Below are 14,976 nucleotides of genomic sequence, written 5' to 3'. Positions count from 1 at the left end.
TCTTTTTCTGTCGCTCCCACTTCTGTTCTTTATCTTATCTTCACCTTCCTCAGTTATTGTAAGGCCGAATATAGGGGAATTTTGGCTTCACACCCGGTTTTGTGCTGCAAACCGATAACTGTTTTTTAACGATTGGAACGTATTTGAGATGGAAAATAACACACTATTGCTTGCGGTTGGCTTTGTTGGTCAGATCTGTTTTTCATGCCGCTTCATTGTTCAATGGATCGCCAGTGAGCGGGAAAAAAAATCCATAATTCCAAAATCATTCTGGTATCTCAGTGTGCTTGGCGGCTCAACTCTGCTGGCATATGCGATATTTAAAAAGGATCCGGTATTCATTATGGGACAATCGACAGGTCTGTTTGTCTACTTCCGCAATCTCTATTTTGTTCAACGGAAAACAAATATTGTCAGCCATGCTTGAAAAAAAATTAATCGAGAACTGGCAATGGGTCTGTATGTGGTTGCTTGTAATCCTTGCTTCAATTTACGCAAGACCACCTATCCCCATTGATGAAACCCGCTATCTTTCTGTTGCCTGGGAAATGTGGCAGAACAATGATTTCCTGGTCCCCCACATCAACGGCCACCCCTACAGTCACAAGCCGCCCTTACTCTTCTGGCTGATTCATCTCTTTTGGTTACTTTTCGGAGTTGGGGAGTGGTCTGCCAGAATTGTCGCACCCCTGTTTGGTCTGGGATCTTTATTGGTAACGGTGAAACTTGCAAAGCTGTTATGGCCGGAAGACAGAGCGGTGGGTGCAGCAACGCCGTACCTCCTTTCAGGCTCGATCATCTGGACCATTTATGGTTCTCTTACAATGTTCGACACCCTTCTTACCTTCTTCTCGCTTCTCGGGCTTGTTTGCATTTTTAAAGCACGACAGAGAAAATGCATTCTGCCATGGATTGGACTCAGTCTTTCTATAGGATTTGGAATACTTGCCAAAGGGCCCGTGCTGCTGCTCTACCTGTTACCCTCTCTCTTTCTTGCACCCTGGTGGTCTTCCAGCGAGACATTTTGCTGGAAAAACTGGTTCAACTCTTCTCTCATCGCCTTTATTTCAGGCCTTGCCATTGCTGCCTGCTGGGCCCTGCCAGCAGCCCGATCAGGCGGACCAGAGTATGAACAGGCAATTCTATTGAGTCAGACGGCCGGACGCATGGTACACGCTTTTGCCCACGACCGGCCTTTTTACTGGTATCTGGCTTTTATTCCACTTCTTTCTTTTCCGTGGCTGTTCTGGCTTCCTGTATGGAGAGGATGGAAAGGAAAACCCGCTGAACAATCCGCACGTTTTTGTATAGGCGCTCTGCTCCCCTCTTTTTGCATCCTCTCTTTTGTCAGCGGAAAACAATTACACTACATCCTGCCACTTCTCCCTGTTGGAGCAATATATTGTGCACACCTTGTCACTTCCGTAAAACGCCAAAATGCCCATGACAACGCTCCGTTGATCATCATTTTCTGTATAATATCCCTGGCACTTTTTTTGATTCCAAAGTTATCTCTGACGGGTGGAGATAGAGAAATATTACAATATATTCCAAGCGGAATTTTTATTATTCCTTTAGGTTGCGCGACTGCTTTAAAGGTTATTCGTCCGGTAACTGTTCTTGGATCGATCAAAACCATTTCATCCTGCATGCTCATTTTTGTTGTTTTCCTTCAGCTGGCCCTGTCTGATCGTCTTCACACAATGTATGACCAGTCGACAATCGGAGAGAAACTCAACACAGTCCAGAAACAGGGACGACTGGTCGCCGTTTTCCCCCAGAAGATGTCAGATCAGTTTCAGTTTTCCGGTCGCCTTACTCACCCACTTCAACCAATAGATTCGTATGAGAACCTGGCAGGATGGGCTTTTAACCACCCACAGCAGTATTGTCTGCTGTTCACCAAGAGTGAAAACTACAGAATATTGATGGGAAAAGGACTCGCCAGTAGCTACCGGAATGGCTGGCTGATTTTCCGCCCGGCAAAGGGTTTTTCTGCAGATTATAGGGATTGGCTGGCACATTCAACAAAAAATACTGCCACACCTGCAATCGAAATTGCCCACGCATACGGGCAAACATTTGCTCGGTAAATCAACGACCACAGAACTGTCCGAGGGAAGTGCCTCCCTGTCTAGCCCGGAATTATCATCAATAAAGTTTTTCGCAGGTCGAGACATAAGCCATGAAGCAGGTAGTTGGGTTTGCAATCAAAATGGTTCATGAGAAATATGGGGTAAAGTTCCCTTGATCTCAAGCGCAGATAAAAGATTGACAGATATGCAGAGCGGCCCACGACACGCTTGTCTTCTCCACACCCTCACAATTACTCTTCTCCATGCTTGTAAGTGCCTTATTTATGTGCTAATTTAATTTTATTTCTATTACTTACATCAACGTTAACAAAGACAGCAATACATAAAAATACAGGCGCAACGGTTCGTTTTTTTTACCAATAAACAACAGTCGTTTTCCTGATCTTCCAATTTGGTTCAAAGAATTAACCCTGCCCACGCCAACGATTTCTTCACACGAATTGAACAAAAAAATAACACTATTTTGATCAGTTGTAGCTGTTTTTCGTGTCTTTTTTGTTGACATTGTGGGATGCTTTTTTTAAATGCCAACTCTCAATGTCGGGTGGCCAGAAAAAGAACAACTATAAGGTGACTACAATCAATGAAGTGGACTATCGAAAAAGCAACTGATCTATATGGTATCAAAAGATGGGGTGCAGATTATTTCTCAATTGACGACAATGGCGATGTTGTTGTATCGCCATTTGGCTCTGATATCGACACTAAAATCAGTCTGTTAGAGTTGATTCATGAGATTGAGGAACGTGGTCATTCCATGCCTGTTCTTTTGCGCATTGAGAATATTCTTGGCTCTCAGATTAAGCTTCTCCACGAAACCTTTCGCAAAGCCATAAAAGAGAGCAACTATAACGGCTCCTTTAAAGGCGTCTTCCCTGTCAAGGTAAATCAGCAGGAACAGGTTATAGAGGCCATTTCACAATTTGGCAAAGACTATAACCATGGGCTTGAGGCGGGCAGCAAGTCAGAGCTTATCGCCGCCATCTCAATGCTGGATAACCGCGATGCCTGCCTGATCTGTAATGGGTACAAGGATGAGGAATTCATTGATCTTGGTCTTTTTGCCATCAAGATGGGCTATCAGCTCTTCTTTGTCGTTGAGGTACCCGGAGAAATCGATCTCATCATCGATCGTGCCAAATTACACAAGATTACTCCCAATCTGGGCCTGAGGATAAAGCTTTCCACCCAGGCAGAAGGTAAATGGTCAGAATCAGGAGGTGAGTCCAGTGTTTTCGGTCTTACCATGAGTCATGTAGTCAATGTTCTCGACAAATTAAAAGCCGAAAACATGCTTGACTGTCTGCAACTCCTCCATTACCACATCGGTTCACAGATCCCCAATATCAGTGACATTCGTGCCGGTGCAATGGAAGCAAGCAGACTCTATGAAGAACTGGTCAAAGAGGGTGCACCCATGGGTTTCATCGACCTTGGAGGCGGTCTTGCCGTTGACTACGACGGCTCCAACAGCAACACCTCGTCCAGCCGCAACTACTCGATAGAGGAATACTGTACCGATATCGTTGAATCAATTATCACAGTGCTCGATAAAAATTCCATCGCCCATCCAACAATTATTACGGAATCGGGCCGCGCCATTGTCGCCTACTCATCAATTCTTCTTTTCAATATTCTGGACGTAAGCTCCTTTGCACCGCCAGCAATTCCAGAGGTATTGCCAGAGTCTGCAAACGATCTGCTGGAAAATCTTCTGGCCACCTACAATATGGTGTCGGTCAAGGACCTTCAGGAGTGCTGTAACGATGCCCTCTATTATCGGTCCCAGGCCAGACAGCTTTTCAAACACGGGCAGATATCAATCAGAGAAAGAGCCTTAGCAGAAAATCTGGTCCAGCATATCATGATCAAAATGTCTCAGATTGCCAAAGATCTCGAACACGTTCCCAGTGATGTGCAAAAAATCACCAAGCTTGTTTACGATATTTATTACGGTAACTTCAGCCTCTTTCAGTCTCTGCCGGATGTCTGGGCAATAGACCAGATCATGCCCACCATGCCCGTGCATCGTCTCGGAGAAGAGCCGACGCGTTCGGCCATAATTTCCGACATTACCTGCGATTGTGATGGCAAGCTCGACAACTTCCCAGATATCTTACAGCAGGCAAACACCCTCAGACTTCATCCTTTAAAAGACGATGAAGAATACTATCTGGGTGTTTTCCTTGTTGGCGCCTATCAGGAGACTCTCGGGGATTTGCATAACCTTTTTGGCGACACCAATGTTGTCTCAATCCATGTCAACGAGAACGGCAGCTATAATATTTTAAGAGAAGTTGAAGGTGATTCGGTGGAAGATGTCCTCTCCTATGTCGAATATGATATACGGGGGATTAAGACCCGACTAAAAGACCTCGCTGAAGATTCTGTTCGCAGAGGCTTCATCACCGCCCGGGAACGTAAATCTATCCTCAACACCTTTAACGAGGGACTACGGGGTTACACCTATTTCGAAAAAGAATAAATGAATCACTTCAAAGTGATTATATTTGTTTGAAATTGAGCAAACTGTAATAATTCCAAGTGGCCATAAAAAGAGGTGGCACACATGGTGTATCAGGGAGAAAACTATGTCACGTATATTGATTATTGGAGCAGGTGGAGTTGGTAATGTGGTGGTTAAAAAATGCGCCATGCACAGCGAAGTATTTACCGATATCTGGCTTGCAAGCCGAACACTCTCCAAGTGTGAGGACGTCCGCCTCGAAGTTGAGCAGCTTCTCGGGGTAAAGATTAAGACCGCCCAGGTTGATGCTGATGTCGTGGCTGAACTGGTAGCACTCCTGCAAAAGGTTCAGCCTGAGCTGGTGATCAATGTTGCCCTGCCCTATCAGGACCTGACCATTATGGATGCCTGCCTTCTGTGTGGCGTCAATTACCTCGATACCGCCAACTATGAACCGGAAGACAGCGCCCACTTCGAATACAGCTGGCAATGGGCCTATCAGGAAAAATTTAAGGAAAAGGGCTTAATGGCCCTTCTTGGCTGTGGTTTTGATCCCGGTGTCACCAATATTTTCTGCAGCTATGCTCAAAAACATCTGTTTGACACCATAGAATCCATCGACATTTTGGACTGCAATGCCGGTGACCATGGTCATCCCTTTGCCACCAACTTCAATCCGGAAATCAATATCCGGGAGGTGACCCAGGTTGTACGTCACTGGCGGGATGGACAGTGGATTGAGACACCGCCAATCCTTGAAGATGACTGTGTACATTTCAGCTTTGACTATCCGGTGGCAGGCCCCAAGGAAAGTTACCTCCTCTACCACGAGGAGATGGAGTCTCTGGTCAAACACATAAACGGCCTCAAAAGAATCCGTTTCTGGATGACCTTCGGTCAGCCCTACCTCACCCACCTCAAAGTTCTGGAAAACGTGGGGATGACCCGGATTGACGAGGTAGAGTTTGAGGGACAGAAGATTATTCCGATCCGCTTTTTAAAGGCCCTGCTGCCCGATCCAGGTTCTCTTGGCAGCAACTATAGCGGTAAGACGGTCATCGGCTGTATCCTCAAGGGGAAAAAGGACGGAAAAGAACTGCAGAAATATATCTACAATGTCTGCGACCACGCAGAGGCCTTCAAGGAGGTACAGTCACAGGCGGTATCCTATACCACCGGTGTCCCCGCCATGATTGGAGCAATGATGATGGTCAAAGGCGTCTGGAAGCAGGAAGGCGTCTATAATGTCGAGCAGCTGGATCCGGATCTTTTCATGGAAGAGCTGATGAACAACGGCCTCCCCTGGCTTGTCACCGATTACACCGGGAAGCTTCCAGAATAAGATGACCGGTACACCTTCACACGCCCTGGCCATCGTTGATTATCCTAAAGCCTTCACCGATCAGGTAGAAACACCCTGTTATCTGATCAGTGAGGATGTCGTGCAGCGCAACTGTGAGCTACTGGCTGAGATCCAGCAACAGACCGGTGCCAAGATACTGCTTGCCCTGAAGGCCTTTGCACTGCCAGCCCTCTTTCCCCTCATAGGCAAATACCTTAAGGGGATCTGCGCCAGCGGACCCATTGAGGCGCAACTGGGTTTTGAAGAATTCAAGGGAGAAGTACACACCTACGCCCCTGCATTTTCAGCTCGACAGATGGAACGGGTTATCCGCTTTTCCGACCATATCGTCTTTAACTCCACCAGTCAGTATCTCACCCATCTCCCTGCAATTGTGCAAAGCGGCAAGAAGGTGGATATCGGCCTCAGGGTCAACCCCGGTCATTCAGAAGTAGAAACAGATCTTTACAACCCGTGTCTGCCGGGATCGCGATTTGGCATTGCGCCTGAGGCTCTTGAAGGTTTCGATCTCAGTGGTATTTCCGGCCTGCATTTCCACGCCCTCTGTGAACAGGGTGCCGATGTGCTGGTTCGGGTCCTGGAAAGTTTTGAGGCACGCTTTGGTTCCTACCTGAATCAAATCCAATGGGTCAATTTTGGTGGAGGGCATCACATCACGAAAAGTGATTATGACGTAAAGCTGCTCTGTGAGACCATCCACGCCTTTATAAAGCGGCACGATAATATTGAGGTTTACCTTGAGCCTGGTGAAGCTGTCGTTCTCAATGGCGGTGTATTTGTCACCTCTGTTATTGATGTGATAGAAGGTTCCCCCCATATTGCCATCCTGGATTCGTCAGCAGAAACCCACATGCCTGATGTTCTGGCCATGCCTTACAGACCGGAAATTGTAGGTGCAGCCCCTGCCGGACAACTCGACAATACCTATAGCCTGGGTTGTATTTCATGTCTGGCCGGCGACAGCATCGGCACCTATTCCTTTGAAAAACCATTGCAGGCCGGAGACAGACTGGTGCTGACCGACATGGCACTCTATTCTTTTGTTAAAAACACAACATTTAATGGCGTCGAGTTACCATCTCTGTACCGATTTTCCTTAAAAAACCAAAAACCGGAACTGATACGCAGCTTTGGTTATGAAGATTATAAAAGCAGGATCGCCTGATGAAAACACCAACCCCACTCCATTTCCATGGTGACGATGTTCCACCTGCAAACCCTGCAAGTGCACTTTTTCATGTGATCCCTGTCCCAATGGAACAATCCGTTTCCTATGGCAGGGGCACGGCAGCAGGCCCGGATGCTATACTTGCCGCCTCCGGCCAGCTTGAGACACTAGCCTGTGGAGTGGTTCCAACGGACAGGGGCATTTACACAGCACCCGCAATTGATTGCACGGGTGCACCGGAAGCTATCCTCAAACGGGTGAAAGAACAGGTCAGTACTACCATTGCTACACCTGCCATCCCCGTTGTCCTTGGAGGAGAACATACGGTTACCTGCGGCGCCATTGATGCGCTGGAAAAACATTACACAGATTTTGGGGTCATACAATTTGATGCTCACGCAGATCTGCGCGCAAGCTATGAAGGCTCCGGCTACAGTCACGCCTGTGTTATGCGCCGGATACACGAGAAAAATATTCCAATTTTCCAGCTTGGCACCCGCAGCTACTGCATAGAGGAAGACAACTACAGAAAACTCCACAAGATAGCATATCTTGACGGTGAAACCATCTGGAGGCAGGGGCCCACGCTGACCCTGCCTGAAGATTTTCCCGAAAAAGTCTATGTTACCTTCGACCTGGATGGACTGGACAGTTCAGTATTGCCGGCAACAGGCACACCGGTGCCGGGTGGCCTCAACTGGTATCAGGCAATGTGGTTGATTGAACAGATTATGGAGAGCAGGGTCTGTATCGGCTTTGATGTCGTCGAACTCGCCCCCATAGAAGAACTTCACGCCTCATCTTTTCTGGCAGCCCAACTCACCTACAACATGATGGCCTATCTCACAAAAAGTCAGCGTAACAGGAACTTCTGGGGAGAATAGCCTGCCCCAGAACCATTCCTCGGTAGACTGCTGCCCCATCCTGTCGATTATCAATGTATTCCTGTAAGCTGCCACAGGGAAATACCTGATACCGGAGCGATGGAGCTAGCAGGTATGTTCAATACGGGGGTTAGACGAGGCGTAATGAAATTTGTGCTTTAAAAAAACGAAACGGATTCATCCTGGCACCAAACGGTTTGACGTCCACCCCGCTGGTGCTCAATAATCGTTTAAAATCGGCGGCGGGGGTTACCTCAGAAATTTCACCCTCAAGGGACGCCCCATACGAGCCAACCCGCTTGTCTTCTCCAGACAGAGGCAGAGGATCTGTTCCCGGCAGCAATGCAATATTCCGTCTGGCTGCAAGGTCAAACTGTTTTGGTGCTGCCCAAAAAGTAGGTCTGCCGCCATTATCACCGACAAAGAGGGAACCGGCTTCACCACTTTCGATAATTTTCTGAATGACTTCACCCCGGGCACCGAGCCACTTACCAGCGCCCCACGGAAGAACAGCAATTCCATTCTGACCATGTACAGCATCTATGGCTTCCTGGGTGCTCAATCCGTCGGAAATCTTGCAGGCGGTTGCAAGTGCCAGCACTTCCAGCCTTTCACTGGTCACAATCTGGCGACCGGCAAAAATATACAGTGGAAAGCCTGGCCAGTCGGCATGACTGAGCCGTAAAGACTCCTGTTCATCCGTCTTATTTATAGACCACTTTTCAGAAAGCAGACCGGATCTTTGCTCTGATTCTAAGCGGATCCTGCTAAAGTAGTCGGCTGTTTTACTCTCGGTAAGCAGGAGGACAAATGAGGCTTTATCCCCATTATTCATTATTTTCTGCTGTCTGGAAAAATTCATCAGACTCGTGGTCAAGAAGTCATCCAAGGAAAAACGATCGTGAATATGAACATGTGCGTCAAAGAAAATCATTAAAAGCTCAGCTCTTTTGTTAAAATTTGGTATTTGTTATCAACAATATGGTTGTAATGTTGATCTCTCGGAGGTAAATTAGCACCATTATACTTAAATAATTGATCAAATAGTGGGAATTCTTTGTTGTATTCAGACTCTATTACAGAATGACCGAACTCTGAAGGTCCGTTGCCCGTTACAACCAAAGCTACTACAGCGCAGTCTCATTAAATACCCATTGTACGGTGACCATGTAACCACCATAATTGGATTGATCTAACTTTTTTAAGAAACGCCCGCTTCTCCTCCACTTGATCAGAACCGGACCGGATTTTTGTATATACAAACATAAACAAATTTTTCTGCCTGCTAGCTATTAGGGAGTATTTGTATGAAGATTCTGGTGATTGCTCCACAACCCTTTTTCACCCCCCGGGGTACCCCGTTCAGCGTCTATTACAGAACACTGGTAACATCACAGCTCGACAACAATATCGACCTCCTGACCTATGGTCAAGGAAAAGATGTTGCTATTCCTAACCTGAGAATTATCAGAATTCCAGGCTTTTCTAAATTTGGCACTATTAAGGTCGGCCCCTCAGCGTATAAACTGTTTCTCGACGTCTTCATGGTTGCATATGCCACAGGCTTATTGCTGACAAATAGCTATGATGTGGTGCATGCTCACGAAGAGGCTGTATTTTTCTGCCGTTTCCTCAAACCGATTTTCAGGTTCAAGCTCGTCTACGACATGCACTCCAGCCTGCCGCAACAGCTGACCAACTTTGAGTTCACCAAGTCAAAGCTGCTTATCCGGATGTTCAAATTCCTTGAGGACTCCTGTCTGAAAAAAGCCGATGCGATCATAACGATCTGTCCGGATCTTGCTGGATACGTCGGCAAACTTCTGAATAACCCTAAAAAGCATTTTCTCATTGAGAACTCTATCTTTGAGCCGATTCGGCTAAAAAGTATCGATGACAACACTGATATAACCACTGACAATACATGTCCTCTGGCTGGATCAAACCCTTATATTATCTATGCCGGAACTCTGGAAGCCTATCAGGGGATAGATATCCTCATTCCTGCCTTTAAGATCTTTCAGGCCCAACATCCGGATTACAGGCTGGTGATTGTCGGCGGAAACGCCAAACAAGTACAACTGTACAAAAATTTAGCACAAGAGGTCGGCATCACAGACAGCTGTATCTTTACCGGTCAGGTGAGCCAGGCGGAAGCAAAACAATACTGTTCCTGCGCCTCCATACTCGTTTCACCCCGTAAAAGCGGAACGAACACCCCCCTCAAAGTCTACGAACAAATCGCCAGCGGCATACCTCTCGTTGCAACTCGTATCTATTCGCACACCCAGGTCCTGGATGATAACGTTGCCTTCCTCGTTGACCCGTCGCCTGAGTCAATGGCTGAAGGTCTTGCCGCTGCGACAAAAGAAGACGGCAGAGATAAAGCGGAGAATGCTAAATCCCTGTATGTTGAAAAATATTCACGGGACGCTTATCTCGAGAAAATGCAAAATCTTTTTGGCCATCTGCAAAGCCATCCCAGGGTATAGAAAACGCCAGTGTTTGATCCATTTTCGAGGTCTAGAATATAATGTGCGGCATTGCCGGTATAGTTTCGTTTGTAAATGACGGCCATGGCCTCGACAATCTGCCGGGTCGACTTCAGGCAATGTGTGATGCGATAATTCATCGCGGTCCGGATGAACAAGGCTCTGCGATCAACGAAGGCGTCGGCCTTGGTATGCGTCGGCTTTCCATTATCGACCTCACTGGCGGCAGCCAGCCGATCTACAATGAGGACCGGAAAATCCTCTGTGTCTTTAACGGTGAAATCTATAATTACCGTGAACTGCGTGAAGAGCTCGAGCAAAAAGGACACAGGTTTTCCACCAATTCAGACACCGAGGTTATCGTCCACGGGTACGAAGAGTATGGAGATGACTTCCCTTCGCGGCTTAACGGTATGTTCGCCATCGCAGTCCATGATACAGCGCGGCGACGGCTCCTGCTGGTACGTGATCACATGGGTATCAAGCCTTTGTATTACTACAAAGGTTCAAAAGGGCTGGTGTTTGGATCTGAGATAAAATCTCTGCTCGCCTCCGGCCTGGTGAAGCGACAGCTTGATGTTGACGGCCTTGGCCAGTTCCTCGCCTGGGAATATGTTCCAGGCAACCAGACACTGTTTCGTGATCTGGTAAAACTTGAACCCGCACATCTTCTGGCCATCGACCTGGATTCTCCGACTTTTACCCCACACGCATACTGGGATATTCCGGTTTCAGAACCTTCACAACTCTCACCAGGAGAATGGGAGGAACAGGTTGACAGCCTGCTCAAAACCTGTGTCACCCGCCAGCTTGTGAGCGATGTCCCCCTTGGGGCCTTTCTCTCCGGAGGGGTTGACTCGTCTCTTATCGTTGCTGCCATGGGTGAGGCCAACACCTTTAGCATTGGTTTTGATGACCCATCCTACAACGAACTTCGCTGGGCTCAGGCAGCGGCCCGTCACCTGAACGTTAACCATACCGATGAGATTCTCTCTCCTGACATTCTCGACCTGTTCTGGCGCCTGCTCCATTTTATGGATGAACCGATCGGAGACTTCTCCATTTTTCCCACCTACCTTGTATCCGCGCTTGCCAGAAAGCATGTCACCGTTGCTTTAAGCGGAGATGGCGGAGACGAGCTCTTTGGTGGATATGAAACCTATATTGCAAATCAGAGAGCCGCTCAATATATGGTGTGTCCTTCTCTGATACGCAAAAAAATCCTGGAACCTGCGCTCAGGGCAATTGGCCCCCAGGCCGCCAAAAAAGGACTGATCAACAAAGCAAGAAGATTTATTGAAGGCATTAACCTGTCACCCCATCTTCATCACTGCAGGTGGCGGATATTTACCTCCGAAGCAATGCTGAGCCAACTGCTGACCCCTGAGGCAAGCGGGCAACTCAGAACGCCTGTGGATGCCCACATAACAAAGCTGTTTGCAAAGGCCCGTGGCCGAGACCCACTCAATCAATGCCTCTATGTGGATGCCAAAAGTTACCTCTGCGACAATATTCTTACCAAGGTGGACAGAATGTCCATGGCGGTGTCTCTTGAGACCCGTGTACCCTACCTGGACCCCGAACTGGTCAGTCTCGCATTTAGTATTCCACCTGAACTAAAGGTGGCAGGTAATGAAACAAAATCCCTCCTGAAAAAAGTCGCGGCCAGGCATATCCCGAGGGAATGCGTATACCGGCCAAAGGAAGGATTCAGTATACCGATTAAACACTGGCTCACATCAACATTGCGGCCACTAATGAACGAACTGCTCGACGAACAACAGATCCGTCAGCAGGGAATATTTACATGGGAAACCATATCACGACTTAAAAATGAACACCTACAGGGAAAGGAAAATCACAGCCATCAGCTATGGAGCCTGATAATGTTTCATGCCTGGCAGAAAAAATGGCTGGAAGGAAAATAGAATTATGGAAAACATACTCGTTACCGGGGCAACAGGTTTTACCGGAACCGCCCTTTGCCGGCGTCTTGCCGCCGAAGGCAACACAGTCAATGCATTTGTTCGGGAAAGCAGCCAGACCAAAGAACTCGAAAAGATTGGGGTCCGATGCATAGTCGTCGACCTGACTGACCCCGAATCGGTGCTGAATGGTTTCGACAATTTTGACAAGGTCTTTCATATTGCTGCAGCCTACCGTACGGAACACAGTACAACAGATGAATTCACCGCAGTTAATGTTGAAGCAACCCGTAATCTTCTTGAAGCTGCAAAAGTAAAGGGCATCAAAAGATTTATCCATTGTTCCACTGTGGGCGTTCAGGGTGAAATAGATGATCCGCCTGCAGCAGAGGATTACCGTTTCAAACCTGGGGATCATTATCAGCAGTCCAAGCTGGAAGGAGAACTACTGGCTCTGGAATATGCAGCTCAAGGGTTACCCGTGGTTGTTTTTCGCCCTGTCGGTATCTACGGTCCCGGTGATACTCGCTTTTTGAAGCTTTTCAAATCAGTGGCAAAGGGTGTTTTCCTGATGATCGGGTCCGGCAAAGTCCTCTATCACATGACCTATATCGACGACCTAGTCGACGGTATTATCCTTTGTGGTACTGTCGATGGTATCAATGGCGAGGTTTTCACCCTGGGTGGAGAAAAGTACACCACCTTAAAAGAACTGGTCGCGGAGATAGCAGATGTTCTCGGCAAGCCCTACCCTAAACTGAGAATTCCGTTTCTGCCGGTATACTGGGCGTCGATAATCTGTGACAAGGTCTGCAAGATGATCAATGTAAGCCCGCCAATCTATCCAAGAAGGGTCGAATTTTTCTCTAAAGACAGGGCCTTTTCCATCGAGAAAGCAAAACAAAAGCTCGGTTACCAGCCCAAAGTCTCCCTTCGTGAGGGTCTCGCGCGTACCGCAGACTGGTATCGCAGCAATGGATACCTGCCATAAACCGGATTAACCACACATAGAATCAACAGATTCACTTTTTATAATCTTAGATAAACAGAGTAATATTAACAATGACTGAACAGACACGTGATTGCCGTAAAGCGGCAAATACAGAATACGATGCCATTATTGTTGGTGGCGGCATTTACGGAGTTACCCTGGCACTTGAGGCAGGCAGGCGCGGGCTGAAAACCCTGCTGCTGGAGAAGGGTGATTTTGGCGAATACACAAGCTTTAATAGTCTGAAAATCGTCCACGGTGGTTTGAGATATCTGCAAAGCCTTGACCTTCCACGCTTTAAGGAATCCATTACAGAACGGTCCTGGTTTCTAAGACATTTTCCCAGAAGGGTTGAACCCCTGCCATGCCTTATGCCCCTGTACGGACGCGGCATGAAAAGGCCAGCGGTGTTCAAGATTGCCCTGTGGCTGAATCATCTGCTGTCCCTTGAGCGCAATAAGGGGCTTGACGCCAATCGAGTTCTGCCAATGGGAGGTATTGCCTCTATTGACGAAACGAAAAAAATCTTTCCTCTGGTAAATCCCAAGGGATTGCAAGGCAGTGCATTATGGTATGACGCCTGTATGCCGGACTCTCAGTTGCTGATTATGGACCTGTTGCAGTATGCCTGTGAGACCGGCACCACTGCACTGAATTACTGTCAGGTTACATCCATTACAACCGGCGGCGGAGGAGGGGTCAAAGGTGTCGTGGCAACAGACAGGACAACCGGCGAGAACCTTGAATTCCGTGCAACAACGGTAATCAACAGTTGCGGCCCCTGGAGCCCTGAGACGATTTCCGGTCTCCTCGGGGAAGAAAAGGCCCTGTATCAGCCATCCCTTGCCTGGAACGTTTCCTTTAACCGTCCTTCGCTGTCTGACCACGCACTTGCTGTTCAGGGGCCGGCCTCGGGAAGCAGAATTCTTTTTGTCACCCCTTGGAAAGGGCGGATATTCGCAGGATGCGGCCATGAACCATGGCTGCGTAATCCAGAAAAACCAATGCCCAATGAACAGCAGATGAACACATTCATTGGTGAAGTCAATGATGCTGTACCTGGCCTCAAGCTTGGTCTTAGTGACGTACACAGGGTTTTTGCCGGATTATTGCCAACAGTAGAAAAAGGCAGCAATGTCCTGACCAAACGGGAAGTGATAATTGACCATGGGGCAAAAGGTGGCCCAGCAGGTCTTTACAGTATCGGCGGCATTAAATTTACAACAGCACGACTGGTCGCCGAAAAAATCTGGGGCATGGTCGGAGGAAAGAATCCGGCATTTTTGTCAAAGCCTGCGCCGATGCCTGTGGTCAGGCAGAGTTTTTATGAAAGCGGTCCCATGACGACGGAGGCTATTGCAAAGCTCAAAGCAGAAGACCCGACTATTGTTCATCTTGATGACCTGTTACTGCGTAGATCGACACTCTACGAAGACGCTGATCATAATGAAATGCAAAGAGTCGCTATCGCCCTTGGTCTTGAAGAACCGGAAATAGCCGAAGAAATAGCGCGTTGCACCCCCAAACTCCAACACCTCGCTCTAGAGCAGAAGTAAGTGTTGAGCTGAACAGACAGATTATGAGGCACCC

At 47.8% G+C, this 14,976-nt stretch carries 11 protein-coding genes; 10 read left to right on the top strand and 1 reads right to left on the bottom strand.

Features of this window, described 5'->3' with window-relative positions:
- Positions 1–148 precede the first annotated feature (148 nt).
- From FCL48_RS16445 to speB, 6 genes are all read left to right on the top strand, one after another.
- On the top strand, positions 149–427 hold the full coding sequence (locus FCL48_RS16445; RefSeq protein ID WP_136873607.1) for a lipid-A-disaccharide synthase N-terminal domain-containing protein: 279 nt from the start codon (positions 149–151) through the stop codon (positions 425–427).
- Positions 428–461: 34 nt separating this feature from the next.
- A complete protein-coding gene (locus FCL48_RS16440) occupies positions 462–2,093 on the top strand; it encodes a glycosyltransferase family 39 protein (RefSeq protein ID WP_169309254.1) in 1,632 nt (543 codons plus the stop codon).
- Positions 2,094–2,679: 586 nt separating this feature from the next.
- Complete coding sequence (gene speA / locus FCL48_RS16435) at positions 2,680–4,581, top strand: biosynthetic arginine decarboxylase (RefSeq protein ID WP_136873603.1); 1,902 nt, start codon at positions 2,680–2,682, stop codon at positions 4,579–4,581.
- Between the two features lie 106 nt (positions 4,582–4,687).
- Positions 4,688–5,905 carry a saccharopine dehydrogenase family protein gene (locus tag FCL48_RS16430; RefSeq protein WP_136873601.1) on the top strand — a complete coding sequence of 406 codons (1,218 nt, stop codon included), beginning with the start codon at positions 4,688–4,690 and terminating at the stop codon, positions 5,903–5,905.
- A 1-nt stretch (position 5,906) separates the two neighbouring features.
- Entirely contained in the window at positions 5,907–7,091 is a 1,185-nt protein-coding gene (gene nspC / locus FCL48_RS16425) for a carboxynorspermidine decarboxylase (protein ID WP_136873599.1), read from the top strand.
- Positions 7,091–7,978, top strand: a complete 888-nt coding sequence (gene speB, locus FCL48_RS16420; protein ID WP_136873597.1) for an agmatinase — start codon at positions 7,091–7,093, stop codon at positions 7,976–7,978. Before nspC ends, speB begins: the two co-directional genes overlap by 1 nt.
- A 130-nt stretch (positions 7,979–8,108) precedes the next feature.
- Here the strand turns inward: speB and FCL48_RS16415 are convergent, their stop codons facing one another.
- Entirely contained in the window at positions 8,109–8,813 is a 705-nt protein-coding gene (locus tag FCL48_RS16415; RefSeq protein ID WP_136873595.1) for a hypothetical protein, read from the bottom strand.
- 472 nt (positions 8,814–9,285) lie between these two features.
- On the opposite strand from FCL48_RS16415, the gene FCL48_RS16410 reads away from it, so the two are divergent.
- From FCL48_RS16410 to FCL48_RS16395, 4 genes are all read left to right on the top strand, one after another.
- On the top strand, positions 9,286–10,470 hold the full coding sequence (locus FCL48_RS16410; RefSeq protein WP_136873593.1) for a glycosyltransferase family 4 protein: 1,185 nt from the start codon (positions 9,286–9,288) through the stop codon (positions 10,468–10,470).
- Between the two features lie 41 nt (positions 10,471–10,511).
- Positions 10,512–12,398 (top strand): asparagine synthase (glutamine-hydrolyzing), encoded by a 1,887-nt coding sequence (gene asnB / locus FCL48_RS16405; protein WP_136873591.1) that lies wholly within the window; start codon positions 10,512–10,514, stop codon positions 12,396–12,398.
- 4 nt (positions 12,399–12,402) lie between these two features.
- The gene (locus tag FCL48_RS16400; protein WP_169309253.1) at positions 12,403–13,386 is read left to right on the top strand and encodes an NAD(P)-dependent oxidoreductase; all 984 of its coding nucleotides are present in this window, start codon (positions 12,403–12,405) and stop codon (positions 13,384–13,386) included.
- Positions 13,387–13,457: 71 nt separating this feature from the next.
- Positions 13,458–14,942, top strand: coding sequence for an FAD-dependent oxidoreductase (locus FCL48_RS16395; protein WP_136873587.1), 1,485 nt, complete (start codon positions 13,458–13,460; stop codon positions 14,940–14,942).
- Positions 14,943–14,976 lie beyond the last annotated feature (34 nt).

The sequence above is a fragment of the Desulforhopalus sp. IMCC35007 genome, assembly GCF_005116575.1.
In the GTDB taxonomy this organism is placed as follows: domain Bacteria; phylum Desulfobacterota; class Desulfobulbia; order Desulfobulbales; family Desulfocapsaceae; genus Desulforhopalus_A.
The sequence above is the reverse complement of the archived record's forward strand: the minus strand, read 5'-3'. Positions and strand labels throughout refer to the sequence as shown.

What these genes read in the sequence shown, in the direction of transcription:
- FCL48_RS16445 (WP_136873607.1), top strand. Translation starts at nt 149, where the DNA reads ATGGAAAATAACACACTATTGCTTGCGGTTGGCTTTGTTGGTCAGATC.
- FCL48_RS16440 (WP_169309254.1), top strand. Translation starts at nt 462, where the DNA reads ATGTGGTTGCTTGTAATCCTTGCTTCAATTTACGCAAGACCACCTATC.
- speA (WP_136873603.1), top strand. Translation starts at nt 2,680, where the DNA reads ATGAAGTGGACTATCGAAAAAGCAACTGATCTATATGGTATCAAAAGA.
- FCL48_RS16430 (WP_136873601.1), top strand. Translation starts at nt 4,688, where the DNA reads ATGTCACGTATATTGATTATTGGAGCAGGTGGAGTTGGTAATGTGGTG.
- nspC (WP_136873599.1), top strand. Translation starts at nt 5,907, where the DNA reads ATGACCGGTACACCTTCACACGCCCTGGCCATCGTTGATTATCCTAAA.
- speB (WP_136873597.1), top strand. Translation starts at nt 7,091, where the DNA reads ATGAAAACACCAACCCCACTCCATTTCCATGGTGACGATGTTCCACCT.
- FCL48_RS16415 (WP_136873595.1), bottom strand. Translation starts at nt 8,813, where the DNA reads ATGAATAATGGGGATAAAGCCTCATTTGTCCTCCTGCTTACCGAGAGT.
- FCL48_RS16410 (WP_136873593.1), top strand. Translation starts at nt 9,286, where the DNA reads ATGAAGATTCTGGTGATTGCTCCACAACCCTTTTTCACCCCCCGGGGT.
- asnB (WP_136873591.1), top strand. Translation starts at nt 10,512, where the DNA reads ATGTGCGGCATTGCCGGTATAGTTTCGTTTGTAAATGACGGCCATGGC.
- FCL48_RS16400 (WP_169309253.1), top strand. Translation starts at nt 12,403, where the DNA reads ATGGAAAACATACTCGTTACCGGGGCAACAGGTTTTACCGGAACCGCC.
- FCL48_RS16395 (WP_136873587.1), top strand. Translation starts at nt 13,458, where the DNA reads ATGACTGAACAGACACGTGATTGCCGTAAAGCGGCAAATACAGAATAC.